The 16,686-nt window shown below is 70.4% G+C and carries 14 protein-coding genes; 10 read left to right on the forward strand and 4 right to left on the reverse strand.

All coding sequences use genetic code 11. From position 1 onward, the window contains the following. Positions 1–56 precede the first annotated feature (56 nt). Both FIV44_RS17510 and FIV44_RS17515 read left to right on the forward strand, forming a co-directional pair. Entirely contained in the window at positions 57–884 is an 828-nt protein-coding gene (locus tag FIV44_RS17510) for an alpha/beta hydrolase fold domain-containing protein (RefSeq protein ID WP_181410658.1), read from the forward strand. Further along, positions 881–2,110, forward strand: coding sequence for a CaiB/BaiF CoA transferase family protein (locus tag FIV44_RS17515; protein ID WP_141005555.1), 1,230 nt, complete (start codon positions 881–883; stop codon positions 2,108–2,110). The genes FIV44_RS17510 and FIV44_RS17515 overlap by 4 nt, the downstream gene beginning before the upstream one ends. 12 nt (positions 2,111–2,122) lie before the next feature. Here FIV44_RS17515 and FIV44_RS31425 read toward each other — a convergent pair whose 3' ends face one another. Genes FIV44_RS31425 through FIV44_RS17525 form a run of 3 tightly spaced genes read right to left on the reverse strand, consistent with a single transcriptional unit; the run spans position 2,123 to position 4,356 of the window. Next, on the reverse strand, positions 2,123–2,524 hold the full coding sequence (locus FIV44_RS31425; RefSeq protein ID WP_219996061.1) for a hypothetical protein: 402 nt from the start codon (positions 2,522–2,524) through the stop codon (positions 2,123–2,125). Continuing rightward, positions 2,521–3,216 (reverse strand): Rv3169 family protein, encoded by a 696-nt coding sequence (locus FIV44_RS31430; RefSeq protein WP_219996062.1) that lies wholly within the window; start codon positions 3,214–3,216, stop codon positions 2,521–2,523. The genes FIV44_RS31425 and FIV44_RS31430 overlap by 4 nt, the downstream gene beginning before the upstream one ends. A gap of 12 nt (positions 3,217–3,228) precedes the next feature. After that, positions 3,229–4,356, reverse strand: coding sequence for a phosphotransferase family protein (locus FIV44_RS17525; protein WP_141005556.1), 1,128 nt, complete (start codon positions 4,354–4,356; stop codon positions 3,229–3,231). A gap of 86 nt (positions 4,357–4,442) precedes the next feature. Here FIV44_RS17525 and FIV44_RS30630 point away from each other — a divergent pair, with 86 nt between their 5' ends. The 6 genes from FIV44_RS30630 to FIV44_RS17550 all read left to right on the forward strand — a co-directional run bounded on the left by FIV44_RS30630 (position 4,443) and on the right by FIV44_RS17550 (position 10,215). Then, the gene (locus FIV44_RS30630; protein WP_181410659.1) at positions 4,443–5,441 is read left to right on the forward strand and encodes a DUF7064 domain-containing protein; all 999 of its coding nucleotides are present in this window, start codon (positions 4,443–4,445) and stop codon (positions 5,439–5,441) included. After that, positions 5,429–6,538 carry a phosphotransferase family protein gene (locus FIV44_RS17530; protein WP_181410660.1) on the forward strand — a complete coding sequence of 370 codons (1,110 nt, stop codon included), beginning with the start codon at positions 5,429–5,431 and terminating at the stop codon, positions 6,536–6,538. The genes FIV44_RS30630 and FIV44_RS17530 overlap by 13 nt, the downstream gene beginning before the upstream one ends. Beyond that, positions 6,535–6,894 carry a cupin domain-containing protein gene (locus FIV44_RS17535; protein ID WP_141005558.1) on the forward strand — a complete coding sequence of 120 codons (360 nt, stop codon included), beginning with the start codon at positions 6,535–6,537 and terminating at the stop codon, positions 6,892–6,894. Before FIV44_RS17530 ends, FIV44_RS17535 begins: the two co-directional genes overlap by 4 nt. Next, on the forward strand, positions 6,894–7,835 hold the full coding sequence (locus FIV44_RS17540) for an aldo/keto reductase (protein WP_141005559.1): 942 nt from the start codon (positions 6,894–6,896) through the stop codon (positions 7,833–7,835). The genes FIV44_RS17535 and FIV44_RS17540 overlap by 1 nt, the downstream gene beginning before the upstream one ends. Positions 7,836–7,969: 134 nt before the next feature. Then, positions 7,970–9,106: a molybdopterin-dependent oxidoreductase gene (locus tag FIV44_RS17545; RefSeq protein ID WP_181410661.1), complete on the forward strand. Its 1,137-nt coding sequence runs from the start codon at positions 7,970–7,972 to the stop codon at positions 9,104–9,106. Then, positions 9,088–10,215, forward strand: coding sequence for a molybdopterin dinucleotide binding domain-containing protein (locus FIV44_RS17550; RefSeq protein ID WP_141005561.1), 1,128 nt, complete (start codon positions 9,088–9,090; stop codon positions 10,213–10,215). The genes FIV44_RS17545 and FIV44_RS17550 overlap by 19 nt, the downstream gene beginning before the upstream one ends. A 183-nt stretch (positions 10,216–10,398) precedes the next feature. Here the strand turns inward: FIV44_RS17550 and FIV44_RS17555 are convergent, their stop codons facing one another. Next, positions 10,399–11,325 (reverse strand): AraC family transcriptional regulator, encoded by a 927-nt coding sequence (locus tag FIV44_RS17555; protein WP_141005562.1) that lies wholly within the window; start codon positions 11,323–11,325, stop codon positions 10,399–10,401. A gap of 80 nt (positions 11,326–11,405) precedes the next feature. Here FIV44_RS17555 and FIV44_RS32360 point away from each other — a divergent pair, with 80 nt between their 5' ends. Together FIV44_RS32360 and FIV44_RS17570 are read left to right on the forward strand one after the other, a co-directional pair. Further along, a complete protein-coding gene (locus tag FIV44_RS32360) occupies positions 11,406–13,784 on the forward strand; it encodes an SDR family NAD(P)-dependent oxidoreductase (protein ID WP_246086480.1) in 2,379 nt (792 codons plus the stop codon). A gap of 88 nt (positions 13,785–13,872) precedes the next feature. Beyond that, positions 13,873–16,683 (forward strand): branched-chain amino acid ABC transporter permease/ATP-binding protein, encoded by a 2,811-nt coding sequence (locus FIV44_RS17570; RefSeq protein ID WP_141005564.1) that lies wholly within the window; start codon positions 13,873–13,875, stop codon positions 16,681–16,683. Positions 16,684–16,686 lie beyond the last annotated feature (3 nt).

Below are 16,686 nucleotides of genomic sequence, written 5' to 3' on the forward strand. Positions count from 1 at the left end.
AGGACCTCCTGGACTTCTTGAGGCGACGCGGTCGGTCGACCGACGGTGACCCGACCATGGCCGACTTGCGCGCCAAGGTGGTCGCCCTCAACGACCGATTCTACGACCCGCCGGAGCACTCGTTCGACGAGGTCGATGCAGGCGGCGTCCCGTCCGCGTGGGTGCGCAGTCCCGACGCCGGCGAGGGCCGGGTGGTCCTCTACTTCCACGGCGGTGGCTACGGCACGGGGTCGATCCACACTCACCGCGACCTGGCGGCCCGGATCTCCCGGGCCGCCCGTGCGGCGGTGCTGTCGGTCGACTACCGGCTGGCGCCCGAGCACCGGTTCCCCGCGGCCGTCGATGACGGACTGGCAGCCTACGACTGGCTCCTCGACGTGGAGGGGTACGTCGGTGCGCAGGTCTCCTTCAGCGGGGACTCCGCCGGCGCGGGCCTGGCGCTCGGGCTCGGCCTGGCCTGTCGCGACCTGGGTCGTCCGCTGCCGTCCAGCATCGCGGTGATCTCTCCGCTCGGGGACCTTGCCCACTCCGGAGCCTCCGTACAGGAGCGGGCTGCCCGGGATCCGCTGGTCTCCGTCAAGGGCAGCCACGCCTACGCGACTCGCTACGTCCGTAGCTGGCACGACCTGCGCAACCCGTACGCATCGCCCGTCTTCGGGGACTTTGCGGGCATGCCGCCGGTACTGCTCCTGGTCGGCACCGAGGAGGCGCTCCATGACGACTCGACACGGATCGCCGCGACGATCGAGAGAAACGGCGGCGAGGTCGACCTGTCGGTGTGGGAGGGGATGGTCCACGACTGGCCGCTGTTCTCGAGCCAGGTGTCCGAGGGCCAGCAAGCCGTCGACGAGCTCGGTGCCTTCGTGGACAAGCGGTTCGGATGACCCCGAGGACGGGGGCGCTGTCCGACGTCCGAGTCGTCGACCTCACCCAGATGCTGGCGGGACCCTTCTGCACCATGGTGCTCGCCGACCTCGGGGCCGATGTGGTCAAGGTCGAGCCGCTCAGTGGGGACATGGTCCGCGAGCTCGGCCCTTTCGCCTCCGACGACACGATGTGGGCGTTCGGCGGCTACTTCCAGAGCGTCAACCGCAACAAGCGGAGCATCGCCCTGGATCTGAAGAGCCCCGCAGGTCGCGAGGCGTTCCTCAGCCTGATCGACTCGGCGCACGTGGTGGTGGAGAACTACCGCAGTGGAGTGATGGACCGCCTCGGGCTCGGCTACGAGATGCTGGCCGAGCGAAATCCGGCCCTGGTCTACGCCGCGATCCGTGGCTTCGGCGACGAGCGTACCGGTGCGAGCCCCTACCGCGAGTGGCCGGCCTTCGACGTGGTCGCCCAGGCGGTCGGCGGACTGGTCGGGATCAACGGCCGGCCCGGCCAGCCGACCAAGGCCGGGCCTGGGGTCGGCGATCTGTTCCCCGCGGTGCTGGCTGCCGTCGGCATCCTGGCGGCCCTGAGGGACGCCGAGCGCACCGGGCGGGGCCAGTTCCTCGACGTTGCCATGGCCGACGCCGTGTTGGCGCTGTGTGAGCGGATCGTCTACCAGCACTCCTACACGGGCGCGGTTCCAGCTCCGGAGGGCAACGGGCACCCGATGCTGAGCCCGTTCGACATCTTCCCGTGTGTCGACGGGTGGGTGGCGATCGCGGCGCACCGGGACCACTTCTGGGCTCGGCTCTGCGGGCTCGTCGGACGTCCGGAGCTCGCCTCGCACCCTGACTACGCCACCAACGCCGCGCGGGTCCAGCACCGCGACGCCGTGGCGACACTGATCACCGACTGGGCCTCGGCACGCACCCGCGACGAGGTGGTCGAGGTGCTCGGTGGACAGGTGCCGTGCGGACCCGTCCACGACGCGGAGTCGCTCACTCACGACGCGCACTTCGCGGCGCGCGACATGTTGGTGCGGCTCGCACAGCCGGGGAGCTCCCAGGAGCTCGCTGTGGTGGGCAGCCCGATCAAGCTCGCCGGCACTCCGGTCGACACCTTCCGACGAGCCCCTCTGCTGGGGGAGGACGCCGACGACCTGCTCCTCGAGGCGGGCTACGACGAGGCACGGATCGCCGCGTTGCGGAGCGGCGGCGCTCTCGCGCCGCGTCCGGTCTGACGCTCGCGCTGCTCAGAAGCCCGACGGCCGGTGCGGTCCGACGCAGGCGTGCTCGAACATGCCCCAGCCGACCTGGTCGCCGAGCCGGGCACGGACGGCGTGGTCGGTGACCCCGATCGCGCCCAGTGCGGCGATCTCCGGGTCACGCAGGTCGAAGCTGCGCCGTCTCGACCAGTTGGGCCCCATCGGCATGCCGTGCACCCACTCCCAGTCGGTGACGTAGCCCGAGCCCATCCCCAGCGGCACGGCCGTGGCCACCTCGATGTCGATGACGAGCGGCTCGCCGCGCGCGTCAGTCAGCTCGATCCGTGCGGCCACCGGCAAGCGGGTACCGGCGAGGTAGGCGATGTCGAACCGCGGCCAGCCGAGATTCTCGACGGAGCCGTCCGTGCGGACTCGCACCGCCTCGTTCATCCGTCGCTCCCCGTCCGGTGACTCGCTGGCCACGACCATGACGAAGAAGTCCTCGAACTGCAGCGGCACGTAGGTCCACCAGAAGCCATGCGCCCACCGCTCCGGCACCTCCCGCGTGGTGTCGGCGTACCCATCGGACGCACGCCCCAGGACCGGTCCCGGAAGCCGGTCCAGGTCTCGCGCCCGACCACGATCTGCTCGCCGTCCACCTGGAGCTCACCGCTCCACCTGCCGACCTGGGCGAAGCGCGTCGTGTCGTAGGCGGCGTGGTGGGCGGCCGCCTCGTCACCCAGCACCAGCTGCGGTGGTTCGAAGACGGCCGGGAAGGAGCTGTGCCAGGTGAGGTCGGCGGCCAGGCCGTCGGGACCGTCGTCGCAGACCAGCCTCAGTCTGCGCAGGGGGTCCACGACCTCGACCCGGAACGGTCCGACGGCTTGTTCCAGCCGTCGGGTCGCGACCTGGTCCGAGAAGCACAGAGTCCGGAGTCGGTCGTCGCGGCGGACCATGAGGAAGGCGTCGCTCAGCCCCAGGTTCGGGTAGACGCCGAGGCCGGCCACGAAGAACGTGTCCGACTCGTGGTCGTGGCCGTTGAAGTATCCGCGGTCGTAGAAGCGGGTATCGCTCGTCCCGACCCGGCCGAGTGACAGCGTGCTCTGGTGGATCGGGTACTCGTCGAGGGGTGAGGGGCGCACGGTCGCTCCGATCTAGGAGAGCTGCTCAAGCAGCGTCGCGAGGATCGATGGGTGACCTGCGTAGTCGTCGCCGGACTCCGGCGGCTCGAGCCCCTGGTGGATGAGCCGGCGCGTGACCTGGGCCCGGATGGTGCTCAGCCGCAGGGCGGCGTAGACGCGATAGAAGTCGAGGTCGCGCACCTGGTGTCCGGTCCGTGCCTCGTAGCTCGCCACGACGTCCTCGGTCGCGCAGAACCCCGGTAGCCCAGGCAGGCCCATGGCCTCGGCCGTGCCCTGGTTGACCTCGTGCGAGAGAAGGAACCACGCGAGATCGAGCTCACGCGGCCCGAGGGCGGCCATGTCCCAGTCGAGGACCGCGACCGGCTCGAACTCGCGGAAAACCACGTTGCCCAGTCTGGCGTCACCCCAGCTCAGGACCGGCTCCCCCGGATCGCTCGGCCAGTGCGACTCGATCCACTCGAAGGCTCGCTCGATGACCGGCACCCGCACTCCATCCAGGCTGACGGTCCATGCGTAGTGGTCCTGCTGCGCCGCGACGTGCGCACGGAGGGCGTCGACGTTGCCGTTCGTCGCCAGGTGCGGGAGCCGGGCCGCCGGATCGGGGGTGGCGTGGACGGCGGCCAGACACCCGATGGTTCCGTCCTGTACCCGGCGGCGCTCGTGGGGTGCCGCGTCCAGCAGCCACCCCTCGATCGCGTAGGACGGGTTGCCGGTTGGAATCTCGCCGTGGACCCGCTCCATCACGAGGAACGGCGAGCCCAGCGCCTCCGGAGACTCCTCGAACGCGTAGACCGCGGGGACCGGCACCCGGTCGAGCCCGCCCAGGACTTCGAGCACCGCGGCCTGGGTGGCGAGGGGGTACGTGGGGAAGAGCGGGACGGCCTCGGCGCGTGGGGGAAGGCGGAGCACCAGCTCCAGCGTCGACGATCCCGCGTCCGACTCCCAGGTCGCGCTGACCAGGACCGAAACGGCCGAGCTGCCACTGCCCCGCGGCGGTGCGAACTCCTCGAGCGACACCGGTGCGCCGACCCGGCGGCCGAGCCAGGCTGCGAAACGCTCGCGCAGCTCGTCGAGCCCGTGGACGGGTGTGGTGATCTGGCGGGAGCCGTCCAGCGCGAAGCTGCGGGGAGAGGTATTCATCGCATGCCACTCTAGACCGGCTGGCCGGTTGACGCTATGGTGAACGATATGTCCGACCGGGTGGCTGGTCAGTTTGGAGCAAGCAGTTGATCACCGCGACCGACGTGGCCTACCACCCGCCGCCTCCGGGTGAACCCGACTGGGCAGAGACCAACTTCTTCGGCTTCCACGTGCCTGCGCGCAACCTGTGCGGGGCGACGTATCTCGTGGCACGCCAGGGGCTCGGTGTCGCGATGTCGGACGTCACGCTCTTCGATCGGCTCAGCCTGGACCGCAAGGACTCGTTGCACAGCCACACGCGACAGCACCTGATCGCACCGGACGACCTCGCGTCGTACGCGTTACCGACAGGGCTGAGGGTCCGCAGCACTCGACCGCCGTATGACTATGAACTGAGCTACCACGGTTCCGAGGGGGTCGAATTCGACCTCGCGTTCGCCGCACTGATGGAGCCGCACGACATCCAGGCCGGCGGGTCGCCGGAGGGTGCGGCACCGGCCGACATCCTGGACACGCACTTCCGGGGTCACTTCGATCTCACCGGGCGGGTCACCGGCACACTCCGCCTCGGGGAACAGGTCGTGGCCGTCGACTGCGTGGACACGATGGATCACAGCTGGGGTCCAAGACCCGAGCGGCGCACCGGGCCCGGTGGCTGCTGGCTCAGTGCCCATTTCTCGCCCGAGCGCGCGATGCACTGCCTGTTCACCTACGAGTGGTCGCGCCCCCCGCACGAGCAGTACACGTTCGTCCGCGGTTACGTCCTCGACGACGGCGAGGTGCACGAGGTCACCGAGGCGTCGATGCGCTCGACGCGTGTGGGCCACGTCCCTGTGGCGCGTGAGCTCATCGTGCACGACTGCCGCGGTCGGCTGCACCGCCTGTTCGGCACGGCGGTCTCGGGGACCTCGGTCGGGTGGTTCGCTGCGATGGAGATCTACTACCTCCTCTATCGCTGGGAGTCCGACGGCGCCATTGGCCATGGCGCCGCGCAGGAGAACCTCGTCACCAGCGGCTTCACCGAGCAGAACGTGAGGCTCCAGGCCCCGGGCACCGGATCGAGGTGCACGCCGTGTCCATCCTGAACCCCCACGCGCGCGACCTCGCTGTGGTGCGAGAGCCGCTCCGGCGCTGGATCGAGCGACAGGATCCGGCGTTGGGTCGGGTCGAGATCCTGTCGCTGACCGCGAACACAGGAGGCTCTGGGCAGTCCAACGACACCTTCTTCGCGACCGTGGCGCACGACGGAGGGCAACTGGACCTGGTGGTCAGGTGCGGACCGGCGGATGTGTCCCGGGCGTTGTTCTTGGACTATGACATTCCCAAGCAGTTCCGCCTCATGCGCGCGCTGGCCGAGCACTCCGACGTCCCCGTCGCCCCGGTGCGCTGGTTCAGCGAGGACCCGACCCTGTTCGGCGGGCCGTTCTACGTCATGGACTTCGTGGCCGGCGACATCCCCTCGGATTTTCCACCCTGCCTGACCACACCGCTCATCGCCGACGCGACGGAGGAGCAGCAGGGCCGTATGTGGTGGTCGACCGTCGAGACGATCGCGAAGATCGGGTGTACGGACTGGCGGCGCGCAGGGTTGCAGTGGTTGGCGCCGACCGGCGGTCGGAGCCCGCTCGAGCATGACATCGACAGCTACGAGCGGCTGCTGTGGTCGGGTCGTGTCGGTTCACCGGCGTGGCCGGAGGCGGAGGAGGCGGCCGCTTGGCTGCGTGCACACCGCCCCGCCGACGAACCGGTAGGGCTGCTGTGGGGGGACGTCCGGATGCCCAACCTCGTCTTCCGCGACCACTGGGTCGCCGCAGTCCTGGACTGGGAGATGGCTGGCCTCGGCAACCCGGAGGCCGACCTCGTCACGTTCCTCGTCTACCAGTACAACGTCGAACGCCAGATCGACCCGGTGCACTCTCGGCCGCGACCGCCGGGGTTCGGCAGCGACGACGAGACGGTGGCGACCTACGAGGAGTTGGTTGGTCGGTCGGTACGGCACTTCGACTTCTACTGGGTCTTCGCGACCTATCGCTACCTCGCGATCGCGCAGCGCTACTACATGTGGGCGATCGACTCCGGTGCCATGTCCCGGGACGAGGCCGAGCACCGCAAGGTGACCGGCGGCGAGCGCGTGCGCTCGATGATGCAGGTCGTCCACAAGGAGGGAGGTCGGAGACGATGAGTGACGAGATGGTGGTCCTGGATGCCGCGGACTTCGGGTGGGACGAGCCCGAGATGCACGTCCGGGCCTACTCCAAGTGCCTGGTGACGCGCGAGACTGTGCCGGGTGCGAGCTTCGACTTCCGGATCTCCCGCTACCCCGTGAGCGGGCGCAACGAGTCGCACTCGCACGAGTCGGCCGAGCAGCTCTTCTACATCATCTCCGGCACCGGGACCGCGAGGAGCGGCGGTGTACGGCACCGGCTCTCGCCGGGGATCACGCTGTACGTGCCTCCCAGGGTGGACCACGCGATTGAGAACACCGGCGACGAGGACCTCGTCTTCGCGATCGTGACGACCGAGCCGCTCGTCGGCTGATGGAGGCGCGACGCCTCGGGGCCGACGGACCGAGGGTCTCGGCCCTCGGGCTCGGCTGCAACAACTTCGGGATGAAACTCGATGAACCGGCCTCGGCTCGGGTCGTGCGGGCCGCGCTCGACGCAGGGACCACCCACTTCGACACGGCGGAGAGGTACGGCGACGGGGTATCGGAGACCGTGCTCGGCCGGGCGCTGGGCGCCGATCGGAGCCGGGTCAGCGTCGCCACCAAGTTCTCGGCTCGGGTCGGGGGTGAAGGTCGGCCAGGGGACCTCGCGAGCCGGGTGGTCGACGCGTGCGATGGGAGCCTCCGGCGTCTGGGGACCGACCGGATCGACCTCTACTACCAGCACTTCCCAGATCACACCGCGCCGGCCGAGGAGTTGCTGGAGGCGCTCGGCCGACTCGTGGAGACCGGAAAGATCGTCCGGGCGGGGGTGTCGAATGCCGACGCGCCCTACCTTGATCGCATTCTCCCGGCCGAGCGGCCGAGCTGGTTTTGCGCGCTGCAGGTCGAGTGGAGCCTGCTCGTCCGCGACGTCGAGCGGACCGTCGTGCCGACAGCGTGCGCGAGAGGGGTCGGGGTGGTGCCGTACTTCCCACTGGCGTCAGGGCTCCTGACGGGGAAGTATCGGAGTCGGCCCTACGCCGCCGGGTCGCGGCTGGCGACCCTTCCGTGGGCAAGGCGGTTCGCGACGGAGGAGAACCTCGCACGGGTGGACTGGTTGGCGATGTACGCCGTGGAGCACGGTCGTAGCCTGCTCGAGTTGGCGCTCGGTTGGCTCCTCTCCCATGGTGCGGTCAGCACGGTGATCGCGGGTGCGACGAGCGCGGAGCAGGTCCGCAGCAACGCCGCCGCGGCGACCTGGCGGCTCTCCGCGCTCGAGTTGGCCGAGGTGGATGAAATGCTCACTGCTGGTCCGGCAGCGGTCGATGGGTGACTTTCGCCGAGCGTCGGCTCCTGTAGGGAAGAGTTGTTGACCGGCCAACCGGTTGGAACTAGATTTCGGCACGTGTCATGTCTGGCTGGTCTCACCGTCGCGGACGGCTTCCTCGCCCACGCGGGGCTGATGTCGTGATCGAGCAGCACTCGTTCTGCCGAGTCTGCGTCAACGGCTGCTCGATCCTGGTCCGGATCGAGGACGGTCGTGCCACCAAGGTGCGGGCCGACCCGACTAACCCGGTCTACCGGGGCTATACCTGCTTCCGAGGGCGGGCGCTGCCCGAGCTGATGGCCGATCCCCGGCGCCAGCTCCACTCGACGGCGCTGCAACCCGATGGCACGCGCCGACGGGTGGGCGCGGACCAGGCGATGGACGAGATCGCGGAGCGGCTCCAGGGCGTCATCGAAACCCACGGTCCTGACTCGGTTGCGCTGTACACCGGTATGGCGGTGAGCAAGTGCCAGCCGCTGCTGACCCTGGCCCATTCCTTCGCCGATCGGATCGGGGTGACCCGACGCTGGAGTGCCAACACGCTCGACCAGCCGGGCAAGCAGATCGCGCACGGGTTGCACGGGTACTGGCTGGCGCCACCCCAGGCCTTCGACGAGCCCGAGGTCGTGCTGTGGGTCGGCATCAACCCGCTGATGTCCTACATGGGGCTACCGATGGGCTCGCCCCGCCGCTTCTTCAAGGAGTGCGAGAAGCGCGGTACGACGCTGATCATGGTGGACCCGCGGCGCACCGAGGCAGCACGCCGGTCGACCAGACACCTGCAGCCCCGGCCCGGCCAGGACGTCGCGATCCTGGCGTGCCTGGTGCGCACGATCCTGATCGAAGGGCTGTACGACCGTGAGTTCGTCGAATCGAACGTCGACGGGCTGGACGCGCTCAACGCCGCCGTCGCGCCGTTCACGCCCGAGGTGGTGTCCCTGCGGGCCGACCTACCGGCCGAGGACCTGCTGTGGACGGCGCGCACGTTCGCCGCTGCCAAGCGGGGGTATGTCGTCGCCGGCACCGGACCCAACATGGGCACCGCTCGTGGCACCGTTCTCGAATATCTCGTCCTGGCGCTCGACACCCTGTGTGGCCACTACCTACGTGCCGGCGAGGTGGTGCGCACGCCCGGGACCCTGACCCCGGGCCCGTGTTCCGGGCCCAGGCACATCCACCGGTGGCGGCGTTCGGGTTCGAGCCCCAGCTCCGGTTCCGTGGGTTCACCGACACCCTCGCGGGGCTTCCGGTCTCTGCGATGGCCGAGGAGATGTTGACCCCGGGGCCTGGCCAGGTGCGGGCGCTGTTCGTCCTCAACGGCAACCCGGCGGCGACGGTGACCGACCAACTGCAGGTCGTCGAGGCGCTGGAGTCGCTCGAGCTCTTGGTGACCACCGACATCCACCTCACGGCCACGGCCCGGCGGGCGCACTACAACCTGGCACCCCGGATGCAGCTGGAGGTGCCCTCGACCAAGGGCGACTTCCCACCGAGCTACTACGCCAATTCCTACCTGGGCTACAGCGACGCCTACGCCCACTACACCCCGGCGCTGGTCGAGCCACCCGACGGCGCGGACCTCATCGAGGAATGGGAGCTCTACTACGGGCTTGCCCAGCGTCTCGGGCTCCAATTGGACCTGACCCCGGCGCGCTTCTTCGTGAGCGGCCCGCCGGCGCCGCCGGTGGCGAACCCGACGCAGGTCGACATGACGACCAAGCCCTCCACCGACGACCTCCTCGATCTGATGTCTCGCGGCTCGCGGGTGCCGCTGAGCGAGGTGAAGCGCCACCCCGGAGGCGCGCTGTTCCCTCCCGAGGAGCCGTTCGTGGTCCAGCCGAAGCAGGAGGGGTGGGCCGGTCGGCTGGACGTCGGCAACTCTCTCATGATGCGAGATCTCGCCGAGGTCCTCGCCGACGGCGACACCGCCCAGCAGCTTGCCGGCGGCTACGACTTCCGGCTGCTGTGCCGGCGCATGCACCAGCTCAACTCCGCGCTGCACCATCCCGCCATCGACAAGGGCCGCCCGTACAACCCGGCGTTCATGAACCCCGCTGACATGGCTGCTCTCGGCCTCTCGGATGGCGACCTCGTCGAGATCAGCTCGTCACGTGCCACGACGCCCGCGGTGGTCGTCGGCGATGACGAGCTGAGGGAGGGCACCGTGTCGATGTCGCACGGCTTCGGCGACACCCCGGACCGCGACCACCTGGTCCGCGAGGTCGGCACCTCGGCCAACAGGCTGTTGTCGAACGATCGGGTCTACGACCCGTACTCAGGGCAGCCTCTGATGTCGAACGTGCCCATCAATGTGCGCAAGCTCGGCCCCGTCGATCCGAGGGCTGCAGCTCGAGAACGAGATGGGCGCACTGCTGGCGAGCCGTGAACGCGCTCCTCGCCCGCCGGCTCGACATCCTCGCCTACGGCGCCCCGGTGCGACGAGATCTTCCGCGGCACAGCGCTCCCACGTCGCGTCCACCTCGGTTTGGCCGGATGGGCGCGGCCGGGGTGGGAACTCGATCCGAGGATCTTCCACCGTCCGAGGATGCAGGCCGGGTGGTGGAGACGGCTACCCCGCCTGCCGCTGCAGCTGGCGGTGGGACGACGGAGTGACACCGCGGATCCGCTTGAAGGCCGTGCTGAACGCGCTCTCGGAGGCGTAGCCCAGGCGCCGGCCGACCCGGGCGACGCTGTCGTCCCCCAGCGCGAGCTGGCGGGAGGCGAGCTCCATCCGCCAGTCGACGAGGTACTCGATCGGGCCCATGCCGACCGTGTCGCTGAACCGCTGCGCGAGCGTGGAGCGGGAGACGCGGCCGACGCGGGCGAGCTCCGCGACGGTCCAGCCGTGATCGGGTGCACCGTGGATGGCGGAGAGCGCGGCGGTCACGACCGGGTCGGCGAGGCCGCGCAGCCAGCCCTGGGGCAGCACGGAGTCGTGCGCGAGGTGCCAGCGCACCATCCGTACCAGCATCACGATCGCCAGGTGCTGGGCCACCACGGGCGCGCCGGGCAGGTCCTGGCGCAGCTCGCGGTCGATGGACGCCAGGGTCTCGGCCAGGCCGTCGGACGCCGCGGCGCCGCTCGGCACGAGCAGCACCGGAGGCAGGACGTCGAGCAGCCGCGCGGCCGGGCCGGAGAAGGCGAAGCTCCCGCCCAGCGCGGTGAACGCGGGCTCCTCGCCGGGTGTGCAGCCGACGACCGCGGTGTCGTCGGCCGGTCCGGCGAAGACGTCCGCGGCCGGGACCGCCGGCGCCGACAGGTCGCTGGCGAGGGCGAAGGGCAGGGGGCGGGTGAGGAGGTAGCAGTCGCCCGCGCCGACCGTCATCGGCTCCAGTCCGTCGACGGCGAGCAGGCAGGTGCCGGTCAGCACCGCGTTGAACTTCAGGCCGTCGGGTTGTTCGAAGTCGACCCGCCAGGGCTCGGCGCCCGCGGCGAACCGGCTCGAGAGGCGGCTGCGGGCGTCGAGCAGGGTGAGCACGTCCACCAAGGGATCCATTCCTCCATTCTGGACGATCACGCAAGAATTGTGGACGCCACGTCATGGATCGTCCGGCTCTCGCTGCCTATCGTCGAAGCATGAGCAACTCCTCGATTCCGTTCGGTGCCCGCGCGACGGCGACCGATGTCCTGGCCGGTGCCGACCTCCGCGGCAAGCGGGTGGTGGTGACGGGCGGCGCCTCGGGGCTCGGCCTCGAGACGTCCCGCGCCCTGCTCGCCGCCGGCGCCGAGGTGACGGCGGCCGTGCGCCGTCCGCTGGACATCGCGCTGCCCGGCCTCGCCCAACTGCCCCTCGACCTCACCGATCTCGCCTCCGTGCGCCGGTTCGCCGAGACGTGGGAGGGCCCGCTCGACGTCCTGGTCGCCAATGCGGGGATCATGGCCGTCCCGACCCGCGAGCTCTCCGCCGAGGGATGGGAGCTGCAGCTGGCCACCAACTTCCTCGGCCACTTCGCGCTGGCGCGGGGCCTGCGCCGCTCCCTCGCCACCGCGCAGGACGCGCGCATCGTCGTCGTGAGCTCGGGAGCCCACCGGTCCGCGCCGGTCGACCTCGACGACCTGCACTTCGACCGCCGGCCCTACGACCGCTGGACCGCCTACGGCCAGTCCAAGTCGGCGGACATCCTGCTGGCGGTGGCGGCCGGGACCCGCTGGGCGGACGACGGCATCGTCGCCAACGCCCTGAACCCCGGCTACATCCTCACCGGCCTCCAGCGCCACGTCGACGACGACACCATGCGCGCCATGGGGGCGATGGACGAGGCCGGCAACCTCGTCGAGCCCGACTACTTCAAGACCCCGCGCAGGGCGCCTCCACCGCGGCCCTGCTCGCCGGATCCCCGCACGTACGCGGGATCACGGGCCGCTACTTCGAGGACAACCAGCCGGCGGACGTCGTCGCGGACGGCGACCACGGCGTCGCCCCGCACGCCCTGGACCCGGCGACCGCGGACCGGCTGTGGGAGCTCGCGGAGGAGGTCGTCGGCTGATCACGGCGGCGGGCGGGTGCCGGTTCCGGCCGACGGAACTCCGGTGGTCGGCCGGAACGGTGCGGACGAACAATCGACCCACCGACTGCGACGACCGTCACACTCTCGGGCGGCACTCCAGGCCGTGAGCCTGGGAAGGAAAGGAACTCTTCTCATGCGTATCACCTCACGTCGCCGGAGTGGCGCGGTGCCGCACCGCCAGCAGGTCGCCCGGATCGGCGCGCTCGCCGCGCTCCTGTGTGTCACGACCGTTCTGGCGGCCTGTGGCGACGACAGGGCGGGCGACGGCCCCCGTGCCAACCGTCCCGCCGCTCCCGCCTCGCTGGGGCCTGGCCAGGAGGCTGACACCAGCCTTCCGCCGGTGAAGGTCGGCTACCAGAACCTCGAGTCGACCGCGGTCGCCCTGCCGGCGTTCCGGGTCGGCTTCGAGGCCGGGGTGAAGTACGTCAACGAGCACCTCGGTGGCGTCAAGGGCCACCCGCTCGAGGCCGACGGCTGCAAGACGGACCTGACCCCGGAGACCACGATCAACTGCGACAACCGGTTCGTCGACGACGGTGTCGCGGCGGTCCTCGTCAACATCGACATCGCGCTCGACGCCGGCCTTCCCGCGCTGCAGAAGGCGGGCATCCCGGTCATCGTCAGTCTCGCGGACTCGCCGGCGGTGGAGCGGGCCCAGGGGACCGTGTTCAGCTACGGCGCCAGCCGGCGCGCGACCGATGCGGCGGCCCTCAAGGGCATGATCGAGACGGGCTCCAAGAACGTCATCATCGCGCTCCCCGACACCTCCGGATACCACGAGCAGTGGGAGGACGTGTACGAGCCGGTGGCCGACCAGAACGACGTGAAGGCCGACGTCGTCTACTACCAGCTGGGGAGTGCCGACTACGGGACCCTGGCGTCCATCATCGTCGCGAAGAATCCCGACACCGTGCTCCTGCCGGCGGCCAACGACACCGACTGCGACGGCACCCTGCCCGCCCTGGCCGCCGCCGGCTTCGCCGGCAAGATCATGGCCGGATCCTGCTCCGACTTCATCGAGAAGTTCCCGTCGAGCCAGACCGCGGGCATCTACGTCTACGGCCTGCTGCCCGCGCCGCAGTGGGTGGGCAACCTCCCCGAGAGCGTGGAGGAGGACCTCGCGGTCTTCAACGCCTACATGGAGCAGGAGGGCCAGGGCGAGTTCGCCAACGCGTTCGGCATGCAGGGCTTCGCGCTCGCGCTCAACGCCGCCAGCATGCTGGCCCAGGCCGACGACCCGACCACGTCGGTGTCCACGATGGCGGCGCTGAAGTCGGCTCAGGGGGCGCTGTTCGCGCAGGACGCGAGCTACGACTGCGCGACCGCCGGCGCGCCGGGCTCCTCCGCCTGCGGCAACCTGACCTGGTACGGACAGGTCCAGGACGACGGAACCATCCTGAACTCCGACTTCAGTCCCATCGACGCGAACGCGGCCCTGCCCGAGTGACCTGTTCCGTGCCCCGCCCGTCCGCGGGGCACGGAACGGCTCGCCGGCCGTCACGCGGCCGCCACATCTTCAACTGGGATCGAGAGAGATGTCGAACTTCTTGGTGTTCCTGGCCCTGGGACTGGGTCTGGGTGCCGTCTACAGCAGCCTGGCCGTGTCCATCGTGGTCACCTACCGCGGGACCGGGGTGGTCAATTTCGCGTGCGCGGCCATGGCCACGCTGCCGGTCTACGTCTTCAACGACCTGACCGCGAACGGACAGCTCTCCCTGCCCTTCCTGCCCAGCCTGGCGCTGGATCCGCCACTACCGGTCGCCGTGCTCATCAGTCTCACCGAGGGCGCGCTCATCGCCCTCCTGGTGCACCTCGTGATCTTCTACCCGCTGCGCAACGCACCCGAGCTGGCGCGGGTGGTCGCCTCGATCGGCCTGTTCCTGGCCATCACGCAGGGGATCTCCCTGCGGTACGGCGCGGAGCAGCGACCGTTGCTCCCGGTGCTGCCCGAGTCCCCGGAGCTCACGGTCGGGGGCGCCATCCTCAACACGCCGCGCCTCTGGCTGGCAGGCCTCGTCGTGGTGCTGTCCCTGGCGACCAGCCTCTGGCTCGCCCGCACCCGCTGGGGTCTCGCCGTCCGGGCCTCGGCGGAGAACGAGCGCGCCGCCGCACTGGCCGGCATCTCGCCGGCCAAGGTCGCGTTCGTCAGCCTCCTGCTGGCGACGGTCTCCACCACGCTGGTGTTCGTGCTGGCCGGTCCGACGATCGGCCTGCTCACGCCGACGGCGCCGCCGATGCTGATCGTCCCGGCCCTGGCCGCCGCCCTGCTCGGCCGTCTCCGCTCGATCGGCTGGACCCTCCTCGCCGGCCTCGCCATCGGCGTCGCCTCCGCACAGATCACCTACTTCTCCAGCGTGGAGCCGTGGTGGCCGACCTGGGCGCGGCAGGGTCTCGGCGACGCCCTGCCGTTCGCGATCATCGTCGTGGCGCTCTTCCTCATGGGCCGACGGATCCCGGGCCGCGCAGCGGAGGTCACGGTCTCGCTGCCCAGCGTGGTCGTGCCCCGCAACCGGCTGCTCGTCGTCGTGCTCACCGCAGGCCTCGGTCTCGTCGCGGTGCTCGGCACCGAGGGGGTCTACCGGTACGGCGTGGTCACGACGCTCGCCTCGCTGCTCATCATGCTCTCGTTCGTCGTGCTGACGGGGGCCGTGGGGCAGATCTCCCTCGCCCAGGCGGCGTTCGCCGGCGCTGCGGGGTTCGCGCTCTCGAAGATCGGCGACGCCCTGCCGTTCCCGATCTCGATGATCGTCGCGGCGCTCGCCGCGTCGGCACTCGGCGTGCTGCTGGGCCTCCCCGCGCTGCGGATCCGCGGCGTGCAGCTGGCCATCGTCAGCCTCGCCGCGGCGCTCGCCATCCAGAAGTTCGTCTTCTCCAACTCGGCGTTCACCGACCCGGGCGGGAACTTCGTCCCGAGCCCGTCCCTGTTCGGATGGGAGATCGCACCGCAGAGCGGGAGCGTGATCGCCACGCGCGAGTTCTGTCTCCTCGTGTTCGCCGTCGTGCTGGTGGTCACGCTCCTCGTCGGCAACGTGCTGCGCGGGGAGACCGGACGTCACTTCCTCGCGGTCCGGTCCAACGAGAGCGCGGCGGCCTTCGCCGGCATCGACGTGGCGCGCACCAAGATCGTGGCGTTCGCCGTCTCCTCCTTCCTGGCCGGACTGGGCGGTTCGCTCCTCAGCTACACCCGAGGACAGCTCGACGGCGGCTCCTACGGAGTGGTGGTCGGCCTCACCTTCCTCGCCGTCGCCTACGTCGGCGGCATCACGAGCATCGGGGGAGCGGTGGTGGCCTCCGTGCTCGCTCCGCTCGGCGTCCTGTACGTGTTCATCGACCGTGACCTCAACGGCGCCAGCTGGTACCCACTTGCCGGCGGCCTCCTCCTCATCGTCACCGTGCTGCAGAACCCGAGCGGCATCGCCGGTCAGTTCCGCAGGGACCTGGGACGACTCTCCGCGCGACTCCGCGGAGGGCGTCGCGTCGGGCCGGCGACCGCGACCCCTCCGGCGTCCGCGCCCGCCGCACCGGATCCCGAACCGATGCTGCGCCGGGAGATCGGCGGCACCTGCTTCGAGGCCCGCGGGGTCACCGTCCGGTACTCCGGCCTGGTGGCGGTCGACGCCGTCGACCTGGAGGTGCGGGCCGGGGAGATCGTCGGCCTCATCGGACCGAACGGGGCGGGCAAGACCAGCTTCGTGGACGCCATCACCGGCTTCTGCAAGGCGGACGGCACGATCAGCCTCGGCGGCCGCGAGATCTCGAGGCACGGCCCCACCCGGCGGGCCCACGAGGGCCTCGCCCGGACCTGGCAGAACACCGAGCTGTTCGGCGATCTCTCCGTGGCGGACAACGTCCGGGTGGCGACCGAGCGGGGTGGCCTCGCCGGCCTCGCCCGCGACGCCGTGAGGCCGACGCGACCGGTCAAGCGGAGTGTCACCGATGCGCTCCGGCTGCTGGCCCTGGACGACATCGCCGACCAGCCGGCCACGGCGCTCTCCCTCGGCCGGCAGAAGCTGGTCGGCGTCGCGCGGGCGCTCGCCATGGAGCCCCGGATGCTGTGCCTCGACGAGCCCGCGGCGGGACTGGACAGCTACGAGACCGCCGAGTTCGCAGGGACGCTCCGGCGGATCGCCTCCTCCGGCGTGGGCTGCCTCCTCATCGACCACGACATGGGCCTGGTCCTCGACGTCTGCGACCGTCTCTACGTGCTCGAGTTCGGCGAGGTGATCGCCGTCGGCAGGCCCGACGAGGTAAGGCGCGACCCGCGCGTCATCCAGGCCTACCTCGGCTCGGCCGCGGCGTCCGCTGTCGAGACGTCCGGCCTCGCGACCGAGGGGCAGCGCCGATGAGTA

This window comes from Nocardioides humi (assembly GCF_006494775.1).
GTDB classification, from domain to species: domain Bacteria; phylum Actinomycetota; class Actinomycetes; order Propionibacteriales; family Nocardioidaceae; genus Nocardioides; species Nocardioides humi.